18 protein-coding genes are annotated in these 16,380 nt (G+C 31.8%); 10 read left to right on the forward strand and 8 right to left on the reverse strand.

The features are described from left to right. Window positions 1–214: 214 nt before the first annotated feature. A complete protein-coding gene (gene yut, locus IDG65_RS02575) occupies window positions 215–1,120 on the reverse strand; it encodes an urea transporter (protein WP_025174573.1) in 906 nt (301 codons plus the stop codon). Window positions 1,121–1,379: 259 nt separating this feature from the next. Here yut and IDG65_RS02580 point away from each other — a divergent pair, with 259 nt between their 5' ends. Genes IDG65_RS02580 through IDG65_RS02610 form a run of 7 tightly spaced genes read left to right on the forward strand, consistent with a single transcriptional unit; the run spans window position 1,380 to window position 6,428 of the window. Further along, window positions 1,380–1,682, forward strand: a complete 303-nt coding sequence (locus tag IDG65_RS02580; protein ID WP_000545928.1) for an urease subunit gamma — start codon at window positions 1,380–1,382, stop codon at window positions 1,680–1,682. 13 nt (window positions 1,683–1,695) lie between these two features. Further along, window positions 1,696–2,106, forward strand: a complete 411-nt coding sequence (locus IDG65_RS02585; RefSeq protein ID WP_000612121.1) for an urease subunit beta — start codon at window positions 1,696–1,698, stop codon at window positions 2,104–2,106. Next, complete coding sequence (gene ureC / locus IDG65_RS02590; RefSeq protein ID WP_052997627.1) at window positions 2,103–3,818, forward strand: urease subunit alpha; 1,716 nt, start codon at window positions 2,103–2,105, stop codon at window positions 3,816–3,818. Before IDG65_RS02585 ends, ureC begins: the two co-directional genes overlap by 4 nt. A gap of 12 nt (window positions 3,819–3,830) precedes the next feature. Beyond that, window positions 3,831–4,283, forward strand: coding sequence for an urease accessory protein UreE (gene ureE / locus IDG65_RS02595; RefSeq protein WP_000634589.1), 453 nt, complete (start codon window positions 3,831–3,833; stop codon window positions 4,281–4,283). Further along, complete coding sequence (locus tag IDG65_RS02600) at window positions 4,276–4,965, forward strand: urease accessory protein UreF (protein ID WP_000565259.1); 690 nt, start codon at window positions 4,276–4,278, stop codon at window positions 4,963–4,965. Before ureE ends, IDG65_RS02600 begins: the two co-directional genes overlap by 8 nt. 12 nt (window positions 4,966–4,977) lie before the next feature. Next, window positions 4,978–5,592: an urease accessory protein UreG gene (gene ureG, locus IDG65_RS02605; protein ID WP_000002973.1), complete on the forward strand. Its 615-nt coding sequence runs from the start codon at window positions 4,978–4,980 to the stop codon at window positions 5,590–5,592. After that, entirely contained in the window at window positions 5,592–6,428 is an 837-nt protein-coding gene (locus IDG65_RS02610) for an urease accessory protein UreD (protein WP_000344352.1), read from the forward strand. The genes ureG and IDG65_RS02610 overlap by 1 nt, the downstream gene beginning before the upstream one ends. A gap of 188 nt (window positions 6,429–6,616) precedes the next feature. Here the strand turns inward: IDG65_RS02610 and sarR are convergent, their stop codons facing one another. The 4 genes from sarR to IDG65_RS02630 all read right to left on the reverse strand — a co-directional run bounded on the left by sarR (window position 6,617) and on the right by IDG65_RS02630 (window position 10,506). Then, window positions 6,617–6,964 (reverse strand): HTH-type transcriptional regulator SarR, encoded by a 348-nt coding sequence (gene sarR, locus IDG65_RS02615; RefSeq protein ID WP_000036076.1) that lies wholly within the window; start codon window positions 6,962–6,964, stop codon window positions 6,617–6,619. 427 nt (window positions 6,965–7,391) lie between these two features. Next, window positions 7,392–7,718: a PH domain-containing protein gene (locus IDG65_RS02620; RefSeq protein ID WP_000599589.1), complete on the reverse strand. Its 327-nt coding sequence runs from the start codon at window positions 7,716–7,718 to the stop codon at window positions 7,392–7,394. A gap of 63 nt (window positions 7,719–7,781) precedes the next feature. Beyond that, window positions 7,782–8,525, reverse strand: a complete 744-nt coding sequence (locus tag IDG65_RS02625; protein ID WP_000032847.1) for a SarA family transcriptional regulator — start codon at window positions 8,523–8,525, stop codon at window positions 7,782–7,784. A gap of 25 nt (window positions 8,526–8,550) precedes the next feature. Continuing rightward, a complete protein-coding gene (locus IDG65_RS02630) occupies window positions 8,551–10,506 on the reverse strand; it encodes a helix-turn-helix transcriptional regulator (protein WP_000131823.1) in 1,956 nt (651 codons plus the stop codon). 609 nt (window positions 10,507–11,115) lie between these two features. Between IDG65_RS02630 and IDG65_RS02635 the strand changes: the two genes are divergently transcribed. After that, window positions 11,116–11,925 (forward strand): CHAP domain-containing protein, encoded by an 810-nt coding sequence (locus IDG65_RS02635; RefSeq protein WP_000717388.1) that lies wholly within the window; start codon window positions 11,116–11,118, stop codon window positions 11,923–11,925. A 17-nt stretch (window positions 11,926–11,942) separates the two neighbouring features. Here IDG65_RS02635 and IDG65_RS02640 read toward each other — a convergent pair whose 3' ends face one another. The 3 genes from IDG65_RS02640 to IDG65_RS02650 form a co-directional block, all read right to left on the reverse strand. Beyond that, window positions 11,943–12,185 (reverse strand): hypothetical protein, encoded by a 243-nt coding sequence (locus IDG65_RS02640; RefSeq protein WP_014667743.1) that lies wholly within the window; start codon window positions 12,183–12,185, stop codon window positions 11,943–11,945. Window positions 12,186–12,358: 173 nt separating this feature from the next. Continuing rightward, window positions 12,359–13,759 carry a Na+/H+ antiporter NhaC gene (gene nhaC, locus IDG65_RS02645; RefSeq protein ID WP_206174018.1) on the reverse strand — a complete coding sequence of 467 codons (1,401 nt, stop codon included), beginning with the start codon at window positions 13,757–13,759 and terminating at the stop codon, window positions 12,359–12,361. 94 nt (window positions 13,760–13,853) lie between these two features. Next, window positions 13,854–14,936, reverse strand: a complete 1,083-nt coding sequence (locus IDG65_RS02650; RefSeq protein ID WP_000684568.1) for an NAD/NADP-dependent octopine/nopaline dehydrogenase family protein — start codon at window positions 14,934–14,936, stop codon at window positions 13,854–13,856. Window positions 14,937–15,183: 247 nt separating this feature from the next. Here IDG65_RS02650 and IDG65_RS02655 point away from each other — a divergent pair, with 247 nt between their 5' ends. Both IDG65_RS02655 and IDG65_RS02660 read left to right on the forward strand, forming a co-directional pair. Next, window positions 15,184–15,606: a DUF4870 domain-containing protein gene (locus IDG65_RS02655; protein WP_000206106.1), complete on the forward strand. Its 423-nt coding sequence runs from the start codon at window positions 15,184–15,186 to the stop codon at window positions 15,604–15,606. A 236-nt stretch (window positions 15,607–15,842) separates the two neighbouring features. Beyond that, window positions 15,843–16,343, forward strand: a complete 501-nt coding sequence (locus IDG65_RS02660; RefSeq protein WP_000737699.1) for a CHAP domain-containing protein — start codon at window positions 15,843–15,845, stop codon at window positions 16,341–16,343. The last annotated feature ends 37 nt before the right edge of the window (window positions 16,344–16,380 follow it).

The raw sequence follows: 16,380 nt of genomic DNA on the forward strand, positions 1-16,380 counted from the left end.
TAGTCACCCCACACAACACACAATATAAATTATTTATTCCTAGTTTAACACTCGACTTTAAAAATAAAAAGGAACGTGCTGTGAACAATTAAAAGAAAGTTGATAATTCGATTAAGTATCCAATTAATTTTCTCCATAAAAATACACCTTAAACTATACAACTCGCTGTATGGTTTAAGGTGATATTCAAACAATACTAGGTTTGATTTAACTTTCAAGCATCTACTTTGTCATGTTTAATACCAGCAAATAATAAAATCCAAGTCACAATAATAAATGGCAATGTTAATGCAGGTAAGCCAAACGGTTCAAGCAATGTTGTTGTACCTAGTTGCACCACTACTGTTAATAACACACCTAAAAAAGTCGAAATATAAGGATTAATCTCTGTTTTAAATGTAAATCCTAGTGCGATTGCCATTAATACAAAGTTATAACCGAATAACCCCTGATTAATATCATCATAATTACCACCTAATAGAGCTACAATGATAAAGCTTAACAAACTAGCTATAACAGCTAAGAGTGCTGCTTTTCTTGATGCTATCAATATGCCGATTAAAATACATACGCCACCAATTACACTCGCTTCGATAAATACTTGACTGAATCCTTCAAATAATGACTGAATGAAATGTATTCTATCATTGTTGCTAAAATTAACCGTTTCAATGTTTTGAGGCATTAACTTTAAAGATGTATCTACAAATTTAACCTGTCCTGATAGTAAAATTGTAAACCAAGTCACAATGACAAAAGGCATCGTCAGCATCGGAACTTTATATGGTCTTAAAACTTCTCTCACTGCAGCAGCGACTGGTAACGTTAATAAAGTTGCTATCATTGTTATAACAATATCTAATCCTGACTTATCTAAAAAGATTGTTAACGCAATGGCAGTTAACACTGGATTAAATCCGGCTAACCCATCATTAATCTCTGCTTCACTATAATTTATAAAACGCGCAAAAGTATAGGCGATGATGCTACCTACAATAGCCGCTAATCCAATTGTCCAATCAGCAACAAATAATCCTATTAAGATAAATAATCCTGTCCATTTATTACTAATTAACACAACCTGAGAAATATTTTTCAAAAGTACATCTATCATTTTCAAAATGCCCACCCTTTTTCTTGAATGTTTACTCATTAATATACTACCATTTTACAAAAAGTTATATTAAAAACTCTATTTTCTAAATCCTAAATATCTTTTGCTATTTGTTGTAATTGTAATCATATATTTTTAAATACGAAATAGTAAATTAATTTTTTACTGTTACGCATTAAACTTTGTATATTACTTATTTATCACAACAATTAGGATTAATATAAATTTTGTAAATTGCATCTAATATGAAATTGGGGGTTTTAATTTGCATTTTACACAACGAGAGCAAGACAAATTAATGATTGTAGTGGCAGCGGAAGTTGCACGTCGTCGTAAAGCACGTGGTTTGAAACTAAATCATCCTGAGGCATTAGCTTTAATCAGCGATGAATTATTAGAAGGTGCACGCGATGGTAAGACCGTTGCAGAGTTAATGAGTTATGGTAGACAAATTCTAAACAAAGAAGATGTCATGGATGGTGTCGAACACATGATTACAGATATCGAAATCGAGGCTACGTTCCCCGATGGTACTAAGTTAATCACAGTACATCACCCTATTGTTTAAAGGAGGCAGTCAAATGATACCAGGAGAAATTATTACAAAAAGTACAGAGATTGAAATTAATAACCATCATCCTGAAACAGTTATCGAAGTTGAAAATACAGGAGATCGACCAATTCAAGTGGGCTCACATTTTCATTTTTATGAAGCAAATGCAGCATTAGATTTCGAACGTGAAATGGCATATGGAAAACATTTAGATATTCCAGCTGGAGCAGCTGTTCGATTTGAACCTGGGGATAAAAAAGAAGTTCAATTAGTTGAATATGCTGGCAAACGTAAAATTTTTGGTTTTCGTGGTATGGTCAATGGTCCTATCGATGAGTCACGTGTCTATCGCCCGACTGATGAAAATGATGAATATGCAGGTGTATTCGGAGATAACGGTGCTGAAAACGTGAATAAAAAAGGAGGAAAAAGATCATGAGCTTTAAAATGACGCAAAATCAATATACGAGCTTATACGGTCCTACTGTTGGAGATTCTATTCGTTTAGGTGATACGAACCTATTTGCTCAAATAGAAAAAGACTATGCAGTTTATGGTGAAGAAGCTACCTTTGGCGGTGGAAAATCTATTAGAGACGGTATGGCGCAAAATCCTCGTGTAACACGTGATGACGTGAACGTTGCAGACCTTGTTATTTCTAATGCCGTTATTATCGATTACGATAAAGTGGTTAAAGCCGATATAGGTATTAAAAATGGTTATATTTTCGCCATTGGAAATGCCGGCAACCCGGATATAATGGATAATGTCGACATTATTATAGGATCAACAACAGATATCATTGCCGCTGAAGGTAAAATCGTCACTGCTGGTGGTATTGATACTCATGTTCATTTTATTAATCCTGAACAAGCAGAGGTCGCATTAGAAAGTGGTATTACGACTCATATTGGTGGTGGTACTGGTGCTTCAGAAGGTTCTAAAGCAACAACTGTAACTCCAGGTCCATGGCATATTCATAGAATGTTAGAAGCTGCCGAAGGTTTACCGATTAATGTCGGTTTTACAGGTAAAGGACAAGCAACAAATCCAACTGCACTCATTGAACAAATCAATGCCGGAGCAATTGGATTAAAAGTACATGAAGACTGGGGTGCAATACCATCTGCTTTGAGTCATGCATTAGATGTTGCTGATGAATTTGATATTCAAATTGCATTACATGCAGATACTTTAAATGAAGCAGGATTTATGGAAGACACAATGGCTGCTGTTAAAGACCGTGTACTTCATATGTACCATACTGAAGGTGCTGGTGGCGGTCATGCGCCTGATTTAATTAAATCCGCTGCATTTTCAAATATTTTACCTTCATCTACAAATCCAACATTGCCATATACACATAATACTGTAGATGAACATTTAGATATGGTAATGATTACTCACCATTTAAATGCGGCTATTCCTGAAGATATCGCATTCGCAGATTCACGTATTCGTAAAGAAACGATTGCAGCAGAAGATGTCCTGCAAGATATGGGTGTATTCAGTATGATTAGTTCCGATTCACAGGCAATGGGCCGTGTAGGTGAAGTAATTACACGAACATGGCAAGTAGCACATCGCATGAAAGAACAACGTGGTCCTTTAGATGGTGATTTTGAACATAATGATAATAATCGCATCAAACGTTATATCGCTAAATATACAATTAACCCAGCAATTACACATGGTATTTCTGAATATGTAGGATCTATCGAGCCGGGCAAACTAGCTGACATTGTCTTATGGGATCCCATTTTCTTTGGTGTTAAACCTGAATTAGTTGTAAAGGGCGGATTAATTAACTCTGCCGTAAATGGCGATGCAAATGGTTCTATCCCTACATCTGAACCAATGAAGTACCGTAAAATGTATGGTCAATACGGCGGAAACCTTACAAGTACGTCAATGACATTCGTGTCTAAAACTGCTTATGAAAATGGTATCAATCGTGCATTAAATTTAAAACGCATGGTGCGTCCAGTTAAAAATATTAGACAATTATCTAAAGCAGATATGAAAAATAACAGCGCAACACCTAAATTAGACGTTGATCCACAAACATATGAAGTATATGTAGATGGAGAAAAAATTACAAGTAATGCAGCAACTGAGTTACCATTAACTCAAAGATACTTCTTATTCTAGGAGGAACATAGAATGATTGTTGAAGAAATCCAAGGCAATATTGCCAATTTGTCAAATTCAGAAAAACAAAAGCACGTCGAAAAAGTATACCTTGAAAATTCAGATCTCGTTAAACGTATTCAAAGAGTCGTTACAGACCATGGCACTGAAATAGGCATTCGTTTAAAACAACCTATTGACTTACAATATGGAGATATTTTATACGCAGATGACCATAATATGATTATTGTGGATGTTAATTCAGAAGATCTTTTAGTGATTCAACCAAGAACATTGCAAGAAATGGGAGATATAGCCCATCAATTAGGAAATCGTCATTTGCCAGCACAATTTACAGAGACTGAAATGCTAGTACAATATGATTATTTAGTTGAAGATTTATTAAAAAGTTTAGGCATCCCATATGTTCGAGAAGACCGTAAAGTTAATAAGGCTTTCAGACATATAGGCCATTCTCATGATTGATCATACACACTTAAGATTATTTCAGTTCTGTGATTCACAGTTTCCAACAGGTGCTTTCAGTCATTCATTTGGTCTTGAAACATATATTCAACGAAATATAATTCATGATGATCATACTTTTATTGCTTGGTTAAAAATGTTTTTACAAGAGCAACTTACCTATTCTGATGGTTTAGCCATGCGTTTAGTTTATGATGCATTGGAAAATGATGATACACAAAAAGTATTACACATAGATAAGCTGATGTTTGTTCAAAACTTACCTAAAGAAACACGTGTTGGTGCAAAACAAATGGGGACTCGCATGGTTAAATTGGCTTTAGAACTTTATAATAGCCCATGGATTGCTTGGTATCATCAACAAATGCAAGATAAGAAAGCAAAGTTAAATCCAGCTATTTGTTTTACTATGCTAGGCCATTATTTAGGTGTAGATATTGAAACGATTATTGATTACTATTTATATCAAAATGTTTCAAGTTTAACTCAAAATGCTGTTCGTGCTATTCCACTTGGACAAACTGCTGGTCAAAAGATAGTTACTCACATGATTCCTTATATAGAAGAAACAAGAAAGCAGATTTTCGAATTAAAAGAAGCAGATTTTGGCATGACAGCGCCTGGTTTAGAACTAAATCAAATGGCGCATGAGAACGTCAATGTTAGAATTTTCATATCATAGGAGGTTATAATTGTGGCAAACCCGATTAAAATTGGTATTGGTGGTCCTGTAGGTGCAGGTAAAACACAATTAATTGAAAAAGTTGTAAAACGTCTTTCAAAAGAAATGAGTATCGGCGTTATTACAAATGATATATATACAAAAGAAGACGAAAAGATATTAGTAAATTCAGGAGTTCTACCTGAAAGTCGTATCATTGGTGTTGAAACTGGTGGATGTCCTCATACTGCGATTCGTGAAGATGCATCTATGAACTTTGCAGCAATAGACGAATTATTAGAACGTCATGACGATATAGAACTAATTTTCATAGAATCTGGTGGCGATAACTTAGCAGCAACATTTAGTCCAGAACTTGTTGACTTTTCAATTTATATTATCGATGTTGCTCAAGGTGAAAAGATTCCACGTAAAGGTGGTCAAGGTATGATTAAGTCAGATTTCTTTGTAATTAACAAAACTGATTTAGCTCCCTATGTAGGTGCATCATTAGAACAAATGGCTGAAGATACTAAAGTATTTCGTGGTAAACGTCCATTTACTTTTACTAACTTAAAAACTGACGAAGGTTTGGATGAAGTTATCGATTGGATTGAACGCGACACTTTACTCAAAGGATTATCATAATGGATGAACAACAATGGACTGGGCAACTTGATTTAACAGTGTTTTTCGATGGCAATCGATCAGTATCAAGAGATATTTTCTTTGAAAAAGCACTTAAAGTGATACGTCCAGTTTATCTAAATCAATCTACCATTCCTACATTTTATATAGTAAATGTAGGTGGTGGCTATTTAGATGGAGATCGTTACCGTATGAATGTGAATGTCGAAGATAACGCTAAAGTGACATTGACATCTCAAGGTGCAACAAAAATATACAAGACACCTTCCAATCATGTTGAGCAGTATCAAACTTTTAATTTGAAAGATAACGCATATTTAGAATATGTCGCTGATCCAATCATCGCATATGAAAATGCTAAATTTTATCAACACAATACGTTCAATCTCAATAATTCTAGTTCATTATTTTATACTGATATTTTAACTCCTGGTTATTCAAAAACTGGCGAAGCCTTCAAGTATCAATATATGCATTTAATAAATGAAATTTATATTGAAGATGAGTTAGTCACATATGATAATTTATTATTGAATCCTAATAAACAATCGATCAATGAAATAGGTTATATGGAACATTACTCTCATTATGGCTCTGCTTACTTCATACATGAAGATGTTAACCAAAAACTAATCGATTCAGTTTATGAAACCATTAGTTCTTATAGCAATACATTCGATTGTCGTGTTGCTATTTCTCAATTGCCTACACATGGTTTTGCAGTTAGAATTTTTGCTTATCGCACACAAATTATAGAGAAAATACTTGGAACCATCCAAAGCTATATCGCAGAAAATATTTATGATCGTAAACTTGATTTTCTAAGAAAATATTAAAATAAAAAGACTAGTGTACCTTGTTTCAAGCTTAATAAGCTGAAATAAGGTATGGCTAGTCTTTAACTTTAATTAAAGCATCTTCAATATTTAAATTTTAAGTTAATTTTATGTCCCAATGCTGAATAAATAACTTCGTTTTAATAAATTGTTATCGTTCAATGTTATTAAACGCAATTAACCTTGATTTAATTTTTAATGTATTCTTCTAATTCTGAAATCAGTTTTTGAATATTTGCTTTTTGTGTATCTGTAACATAAACAATAACTGTTCTTTCGTCTTGTAAACTTCTTTTCTTTGATAACAATTTTAAATCTTTTAGCTTTTGTAAAGCTTTAGTTAAATAGTAAGGTTTGAACTCTGAGCACTTAGCAATCTCTTTAGATGAGATTTCGTTAGACTCACTTCTTAAAATATGATTTAAAATATAAATTTCTTCATAGTTCAAATTGAACTTCTTTTTTGTATCTCTGAAAAACTTCTTAACTTGAAATGTTGCGTTGACTAAATCATTAATGTCATTAATTTTACTCATTATTAAACCACTCCTCTGATGCACATCTTGTTGTAGCAAGGTTCACATGTAATTTATTAAATCGAAACTCTATCCAACTATGTTATAAAGTTCATTCTAAACAAATAAGTATAAAAATTCAATATTTTTATTACTAGAATATGGTTAAATACATTTATTTCTTACAATAATTTGATGTTTAAGATATTTTGCCAAATTGAAAATTATTAGTCTGAATATTTTGTATCTTAACTGATATGTAAACTTTTAAAATTTTAATCTATATCAACGTGTCTGATTTGATATTTTTTATATTAATTTGATGGCTTGCTCACGAAATTTATAAAATATAAAAAAAGAAGAGCTTTAAATCATAACGCATGCCATTTATCTTTAAATGCAATGAGTTATCATTCAAACTCTTCTTATCAACCTACATACATTGACATTATACTATCATATGTTGTTTTACATATTCAACAAACATTTCAACGTTATCACTTTTAATATCATGCATTGGGACATTACCAATATTAAATTTGAACATTATAGTTTGACCATCATAATCTATCTTCTCTATTTCATTATAACTAATACTTCTATAATAAAATTGGCCATTCATATCTACATTCATAATTAATCTTTCATTTGTTGCTATAAATGCCCCTTCAAATTCATTCTCACCTTGAACTTGATACTCAATTATTCCTAGCACTGACGGACCCTTTTTTTCAGTTGGAAATAAATCATTTGGATTCACATTATCTAAAATCATAATATCCCTCCCACTTAAAACTATAAACTATTCTTCATAGGTATATGAAATACAAGTGATTAACTATTTATTATTAAGCTTAACTTGTATTCCCTTTTCAAGATAATTATAACATGCTTGAATAAGCATAGTGACTTTAGAAAACTTTTCTCTCTTGATTGTTACAATAACACGCCTTTCATCTAATTCACATCTCTCTTTTTTAACTAATCCTTTCAAAATTAAACACTTTAAAATCGGACTAACCGCAAATATCGGGTGATGGAATTCACCCTGTAATTCTTTAACCGTCAATTGACCTTTATGCAGATTTAATATTCCTAAAACGTATAACTCTTCTAATGATAATTGACACATATTTAAATAACACTTTAGATTTCGAAATAATTCTTGTGACGACAACAAATACGATACATAGTCACAACTAAAATCAAATGTATATTGACCAAAATAACGTTCAATATAGTCACTAAGCTCATTATTCATATATTCTATTTTATCTATATGCATTTTATTAATCGAAATAGTCAATTTACGTTGATCCCTTTGATCTCTTCCTTTCAATAGCCATTGATGATTGTTTAAATAACTTAACATTTGAAGAAGTGCCATCTTAGATTGGATTTCTTTCATTTTTAATAACCTATCTATTGAAGCGCTATTGGAATCAGAATTATCATATTTAACTAATAGATTTAATAGTTTCACTTGAGTCAAAGTGAGATGAAATGAATATTTCAACATATCATTAATGACTTTCAACATTAGTATGTGTGCAGTTAAACGCTTAACTTTAAATTTAGACATCTTTAAAACCTCTCTTAAACCATGCCTATATCTCAAGATGATATTTCAAATGAACAATACTATTGCTTGAGACCATTAATGAATGATCATAAATATTTCTTTCTATAAAATTAGCTTTCCAATAACTGTGTTGTTGCATAATATCATTCACAAGTACACCATTTTCGGAAGTATGATTATCTTTATCTATACTTAAAACAATTTGTTTAGTTTTAGCATGGCTAAATTGTTGAAGACTCTTACACGATAAACGTATAGCGTCTGAATTCTCATTTAACAATGCGGCTGGCAAACAAATGACACATTGTACTTCATGTTTGAACTTCGTTACAATCATCGTGTCATTTTGATAAATAACAATCCCTCGTAATTGATTAAGTATATTTATGATAAAAATGAATATTGATAATCTAGTCAAATTTATTTCTTTGCTCGCTTCACTTATAATTGACATGTGCATAATAAGCCCTCGAAATTTTGTATAATTTGTCAAAAGTTCAGTAATCTTATTAATATCAGACATTGTGATTTTTTCTTTTAAGTCATCATTCTCATTAATCAAATCTACATCACATATAATTTTAGAACGTGCAATAGACACCTGTTCTATTTGTCTTAGCGGTAAGATAAAATAGTCTATTAGATGATCAATTTCTTTATAATAGCGCACATTCAACTCATTTGGTTCCAGATGATATATTAATTCAAATACTCCTATATAATTATCTATTAAACGTTTCAGTTTTTGAATTGCAGTAGTATTTAAGTCGTTAATTAAAAATCCAATCTTACATCTATTACTCTCAAAAGTCATATTAAAAATTGTAGCTACTAGCTTTTCTATCTTGCCTCTTTCAGTACTCGTTAACAATTCCTTATATTCATGTTTAATACGAAATACTACATTTACATTGTAATTCACTATCTTTTGAAGTAATAAAGTGATTTGTTCAATCGATAGCTCATTACTTGTGTCGATTGTAACAATTATATGCAAGTTTTCAGGATTAACACTTAATCTTTGAATGATTTGTTTAATAGTATAATAATCCATCCAATAAAAATTACTTCCTTTAATATAGATGTTTTTAGGTTGATACATTTGACTCCTTTTGGTAGGCTCAAAAGGTATATCAATCTCGCGCATACTTGAAGAACTTTGATTAGTATCATCAAATAATTCAATTATATTTTTATCAATTTCAACTAATTGGGAATGGTAAATTGAATGAGATGTTGGACTATATCTTTTTCTAATTAATTTAGGAGTGTCACCATACGTTTCTTTAAAGAGGTGTATAAAACGAGAATAATGATTAAAACCATGACTACTTGCGATTTCTTCAATGGGCTTCTTAGAAGTTAAAATATCAATTAAGCAATACTCCAGTCTAATATGATTTAAATATTGAATAAAATTACTATAAGGTGTCGCTTTAAACATGTCACTTAAAGCTTTGTTTGTAATACTAACTTGATTAATGACATCTTTCCTATTTATCTTTTTATGGTGGTTGTTTGTTAAATAATCGTGCACTTCTTCGGCTACTAAATGACGACTACCATCGTATGTATTTAATGACATTAATTCAACACACATGTAATTAATAATCTTATCATTAGCATTATAAGGCTGTTGTTTAATTTTGCTGTAAATTAAATACTTAATCAAGATTCTAAAAGTGCTAGCAACCTCATTTGTTAATATCTTGCCACGCATCATATAGTTTGCATTCATAAACTTCAAAAATGTCTTTGCACTTACTTCAACAACACAACATACACTATCATCATGACCATCAATCTGATACAAATCATTCAACATAATAACGGTGACATCATTTCTTTTTACATCATATTGTTGTAGATTGATTGAAACTACACCTGTACCTTGTAGCCAATATATAATTTTTAAGTTTGCTTCCTTCACACTACTCATTTTCATACTTTTAAAAATATGTAGTGAATAATTATCTGTCATCTTACATCCTCACATATACAAATATATTGATTTACTCCTGTTTGTCTTTCTCAAATCAATTGTCAACATCTAATATTCACTACCAATTATATCGCCACATGTTTTTTAGCAGTAACAAAACATAAATCGATTATATCAAATAATACTTTTATTAAAACATTTTTTTATGCTAAATTAGGATATTTTATCCATTAAATATACATTTTTATCCAAATACCAAAGCTTTCATAATCAAAGAAACTTGATCGTTCGTGTCGAATTTTTATGCATTTTCTGATTAAAAGTCCTATATTATGCACAAAATATACATTTAGAATTTTCAATAATATTACAAATTTGTAACAGACTTATTTTCGAAACATTCAGTTTTCACAAAGAATGCCGTAGTTATAAGTTTTGCAAAATGCAAATTTCTATACTTTTAAAATTCTATTGTGTCAAGATATTAGCAAAAAATTACAAAACGTTAACAAAGCACACAAGGACGCTAATTTCTGTTATAGTCTTTCTTGTCGTTTAATTACGAGAGATAACTTATAACATTAATTTTGTCACACGGACATTACGAAAATATTTTAGATTTAAAATTTTTAGGAGGATATTTTTAAAATGAAGAAAATCGCTACAGCTACTATCGCAACTGCAGGATTCGCTACAATCGCAATTGCATCAGGAAATCAAGCTCATGCTTCTGAGCAAGATAACTACGGTTATAATCCAAATGACCCAACATCATATAGCTATACTTACACTATTGATGCACAAGGTAACTACCATTACACATGGAAAGGTAACTGGCATCCAAGTCAATTAAACCAAGATAATGGCTACTACAGCTATTACTACTACAATGGTTACAATAACTATAACTATAACAATTACAACAACGGTTATAGCTACAATAACTACAGCCGTTACAACAACTACTCAAATAATAATCAATCATATAACTACAATAACTATAATAGTTACAACACAAACAGCTACCGTACTGGTGGTTTAGGTGCAAGCTACAGCACTTCAAGCAACAATGTTCAAGTAACTACAACTATGGCTCCATCATCAAATGGCCGTTCAATCTCAAGTGGTTATACTTCAGGACGTAACTTATACACTTCTGGTCAATGTACATACTACGTATTTGATCGTGTAGGTGGTAAAATCGGTTCAACTTGGGGCAATGCAAGTAACTGGGCTAACGCAGCTGCAAGAGCTGGTTACACAGTGAACAATACACCAAAAGCTGGTGCAATTATGCAAACAACTCAAGGTGCATACGGTCACGTTGCATACGTTGAAAGTGTTAACAGCAATGGTTCAGTAAGAGTTTCAGAAATGAACTATGGTTATGGCCCAGGTGTTGTAACTTCACGTACAATCTCAGCTAGCCAAGCTGCTGGTTATAACTTCATTCACTAATTAGTGATGACTAAGTTTTACGCCAACAAGGTTTCAAGAGCCTTGTTGGCTTTTTTAATTTCTATGAAAAAAATCGAATTGGTAAAAATCTCAAAATTTCGATTTTCACCAATCCGATTCACTCTGTAATAAAGAATAAACAACATACAGCCATTGACACACCCAAATTTAGGCACGTCAAATCGGCTATACATTGATAAATTTTTAGTTAAAGTACTTACAAATATACTTGCCTTCAAATTCTCAATTAATTTAGTCATTACAAATCATGACATAAAACTTACATTACATATATCAACATGTTCCGCTACAAAACATATTCAGTATATGTATAGAGGATATTTATTCTAAGTTAAAACCTTTTCAAATTATAACCGCTACAATTATAAATGATTAAAGTGTTTCAACATATTATATATATTCCACGCTCACATTAAGTTAAACGTGAATTCGATGACTTTTTAATACCTATCCCTGTAAAACCATAGATAATTGCTATAATTGCGCATAAATAACATGGTACTGTCCATATGAAAAATTCTCCAACAGAGACATGAAGTTGATTCGTATAGTAAATACCTGATGTTCCCCATGGTATTAAAGGTAAGACCATCGTACTTGAGTCTTCAAGTGTTCTTGATAAAACGGAACGAGAGACTTGGTATTTTTCGAACAAATCTTTCATTAACACACCGACCATAATAATTACAATCGAAGCAACACCTGCAGCGAATACAAGCGCAATACAACAAATAACAGTAACACATATTAAACTTCCTACAGAATGGATGCCTTTAGAAATAGTAGTTAATAAGACTTCTAAACATCCTGCTTTTTCTACAATACCTGCAAATGCATATCCGCAAAATATCGTTACTAATATTTGAGTCATACTCATCATACCACCCTGCTCTAACAAGCTTTTCACACTGGATGAAATATGAGACTGATGTATCATTGAGTCGTTAAAGCCACTAAATGTTGCTTTGAAACCATCTGTCATTTTGAAATGATGATTAAAAGTACCCACTATAATGGCAGAAAAGCTTGATATTAGCATAGCTGGCACTGTAGCCATTTTAAATAGCAAACAAACAATGATCACAATTAAGGGAACCCAGACCCATATGTTAATTTGATAAATCTGTGCAAGCTCTGATAACAAAGTTTGAATCTGTTTATCATTTGAATGCCCTTTAAATTGAAATCCAGCAATAAACCATACTAATAAACCTATGATTGACGCAGGTATCGTCGTCCACATCATCGAATGTATATGTTTAAATATATTAACTTTAGTAACAAGTGCCGCTAAATTAGTTGTATCTGATAATGGTGACATTTTATCTCCAAATACAGCGCCTGCTATAATAGCACCCGCAGCCATTCCTGGAGGAATCCCCAATTGATTACCAATAGAAATAAGTGCAATCCCTGCAGTTGATGCAGAGCCCCATGCTGTACCAGTTGCTACAGATGTAACAGCACTTATAAAAAAGGCTGATATTAAAAAATAGCTTGGATTTAATAAATCTAAGCCATAATAAATCAACGCTGGCACTGTGCCAGAAAACATCCAACTGCCTACTATAATTCCTACCGCTAGTATAATTAAAATTGCAGGCATTGCAGTATTTAAACGTTCTGCAATGCCTTTTTCTAAATCTTGCCATGTTAAGCCGACACGTCTTGCAATCCATGTGGCATATGCTGAGGCAATAATTAATAATACTTGAATTGGAATATCAAAAAACACAAAGCCTATTACAACAACAATAACCATTACAATCATTGTCGAAATTGATTCTAAAAAGGTTGGTTTTCTTGTCATCATCTATCGTCCCCTTCGCTTATTGATGAGAAACCTCTTTTCTTCAATTTATTGCTTTTACATAATGCTATATCCTTTTCTATCTTCAAGCCATCATTTATTTTAAATATTTTTCTAAATCAAGCTTATCTAAGCCAATGGATTCAACTGTTAAGCCTTCCTCAAAGAAGTCTCTTTCTAAGATTGTCGATGCAATGACAATTACTGCATCTATATTTGGTGTCGGTACATCAATAACACGACCTAAGCTTGACCATAATACTAAACCATATGCAATATCTTCAGTTAAATATCTGCTTTCTACATGATTTGGTCCTGGAATTTGTGAAAATACTGGGCTTGTATTAAACAAACGATTTAATGGTTCATCTTCTTTATCACGTTCTAAATAACCACGTTCAATACGTGATTCTTTAGCTGTTGATAATTCAAAACCTAATCTACGGCCTAAATTTAAACGTTCTAATTCGATTGCATGAAGTAATCTAACTGTATGTTTAGTAATTCCTTCTTTATATAAAGCGAACTCACCAGCATAATCAATGCGACCGACATTCAATAATGTTGGCCCTGGATGCACTTCAGGATTACCATTTTCAAGATTTGTTTTAATTAAGCTTTCCTCTTTTACTAAATGATCATAAATACTTGAAACTTTGTCATAACAATCATTTAGACAGCTTCTATCATATGTTGAAAAGAAGATACGACGTACATTTAGAGATAAATCAACTGCTGCATTTTCAAAATCGACACGCGTACCATACGTCAACGTATTAGCTTCCGCTAATTGTGGTTTTGTTTCAATATGTCTATCTTCTAAAACATTCATAAAACGAATTGACCCCATTGCTGCAGCCATGTTGAAGAATATCAACTGATTATCAGTTACATGCTCTGCCATTACATCAGCATAATACTCTATGTATGAAGATGGAATAATCACTTGAACAATTTCAGCATCTTTTAAAACATATTCCATATCATCACTAATATCAGTGAATTTTACGAAACGTTCATCACCTTCATTATTAAAATCAAATCCGCCCTTTTCGATTGCGTTTTGAAACTTACTTATAGATTGATTACGACAATATAATTTAACATCGTGGCCTTTGCTCACCATATCTACTGCTGCCGTAACTGCGCCATTTCCTGATCCTACAATTGCTATTTTCATAAACAACCCTCTTTCTATCTTTGGTTAAAATTAAAAACAAATTATACGTAAGACAATATAAAAATGATGCGAATTCATTACGCATCATTATAAATGTTAAGTATATATAACCTTAAATTAACCTATTTAAACGCCGACGTCCACCAATTATTTTTATTTTTAATAATTGTTTAATAAACATGTTTATTTTTGATTATATTTTGTTATAGTTAAAGATAATATTACAATTTTCAAAGGAGTGTCTAATATGACAACTGAAATGAACGACGTAACAAATCATCAACCGAATCGCAAATCCAATGATGAGAACATTATGGCGATGCTTATCTATTTATTAAGTTTATTCACATCTATTATTGGTCCACTGATTATATGGTTATTGAAAAAAGATGAATCAAAACTAGTTGATCGTGCTGGAAAAAATTATCTTAACTATACGATTTCTTATATTATTTGGTCTATCGTTTTAGTCGTTATCACTTTTATTGGCGTTTTCCTAATTGCTACCGATATTGATTTCATTATCATTATAGGTTTCATCATTACGTTTATCGGTATTTTATCCATATTCGCTTTCTCAATATTATCTTTTGTATTCACAATTATTGCGTGTGTCAAATATTATAATGGCCAAGAATATGTAATACCTTTAACAATTCGATTTATTTAAACATATTACAAATAAATATTTCCTATTAATTATCTGTTAATCTCATTGTAACTTTGACTAATTTTTATTACAAAATTAGTCAAAGTTTTTTTATTCTTTTACAAATCAATAACATTCCCCACAAGAAGCATTAATTTTGTTAAAGTAACTATTGTCATCAATTCGAGATGTGAGAATAAAACAGTCGCTACGTTTTATTTATAAAAAAAGATATAGAACTTTGGAGGACTTTATTCATGAAAAAATTAGTAACAGCAACTACGTTAACAGCAGGAATTGGTACAGCATTAGTAGGTCATGCACAACATGCAGACGCTGCTGAAAATTATACAAATTATAACAACTATAACTATAATACGACTCAAACTACAACGACTACAACAACTACGACAACTACATCATCAATTTCACATTCTGGTAACTTATACACTGCAGGACAATGTACTTGGTATGTATATGATAAAGTAGGCGGAGAAATCGGTTCTACTTGGGGAAATGCTAATAATTGGGCTGCTGCTGCACAAGGTGCTGGATTCACAGTAAACCATACACCTTCTAAAGGCGCTATCCTACAATCTTCTGAAGGACCATTTGGTCACGTTGCATATGTAGAAAGTGTAAACAGTGATGGTTCAGTTACAATTTCAGAAATGAATTATAGTGGCGGACCTTTCTCAGTAAGTTCTAGAACTATTTCTGCAAGCGAAGCAGGTAACTACAACTACATCCATATTTAATATAAACACGATGATACATATTGTCTTGAAACTTAAT

The sequence above is a fragment of the Staphylococcus sp. EG-SA-17 genome (genome assembly GCF_017151845.1).
Taxonomy (GTDB): Bacteria; Bacillota; Bacilli; order Staphylococcales; family Staphylococcaceae; genus Staphylococcus; species Staphylococcus aureus.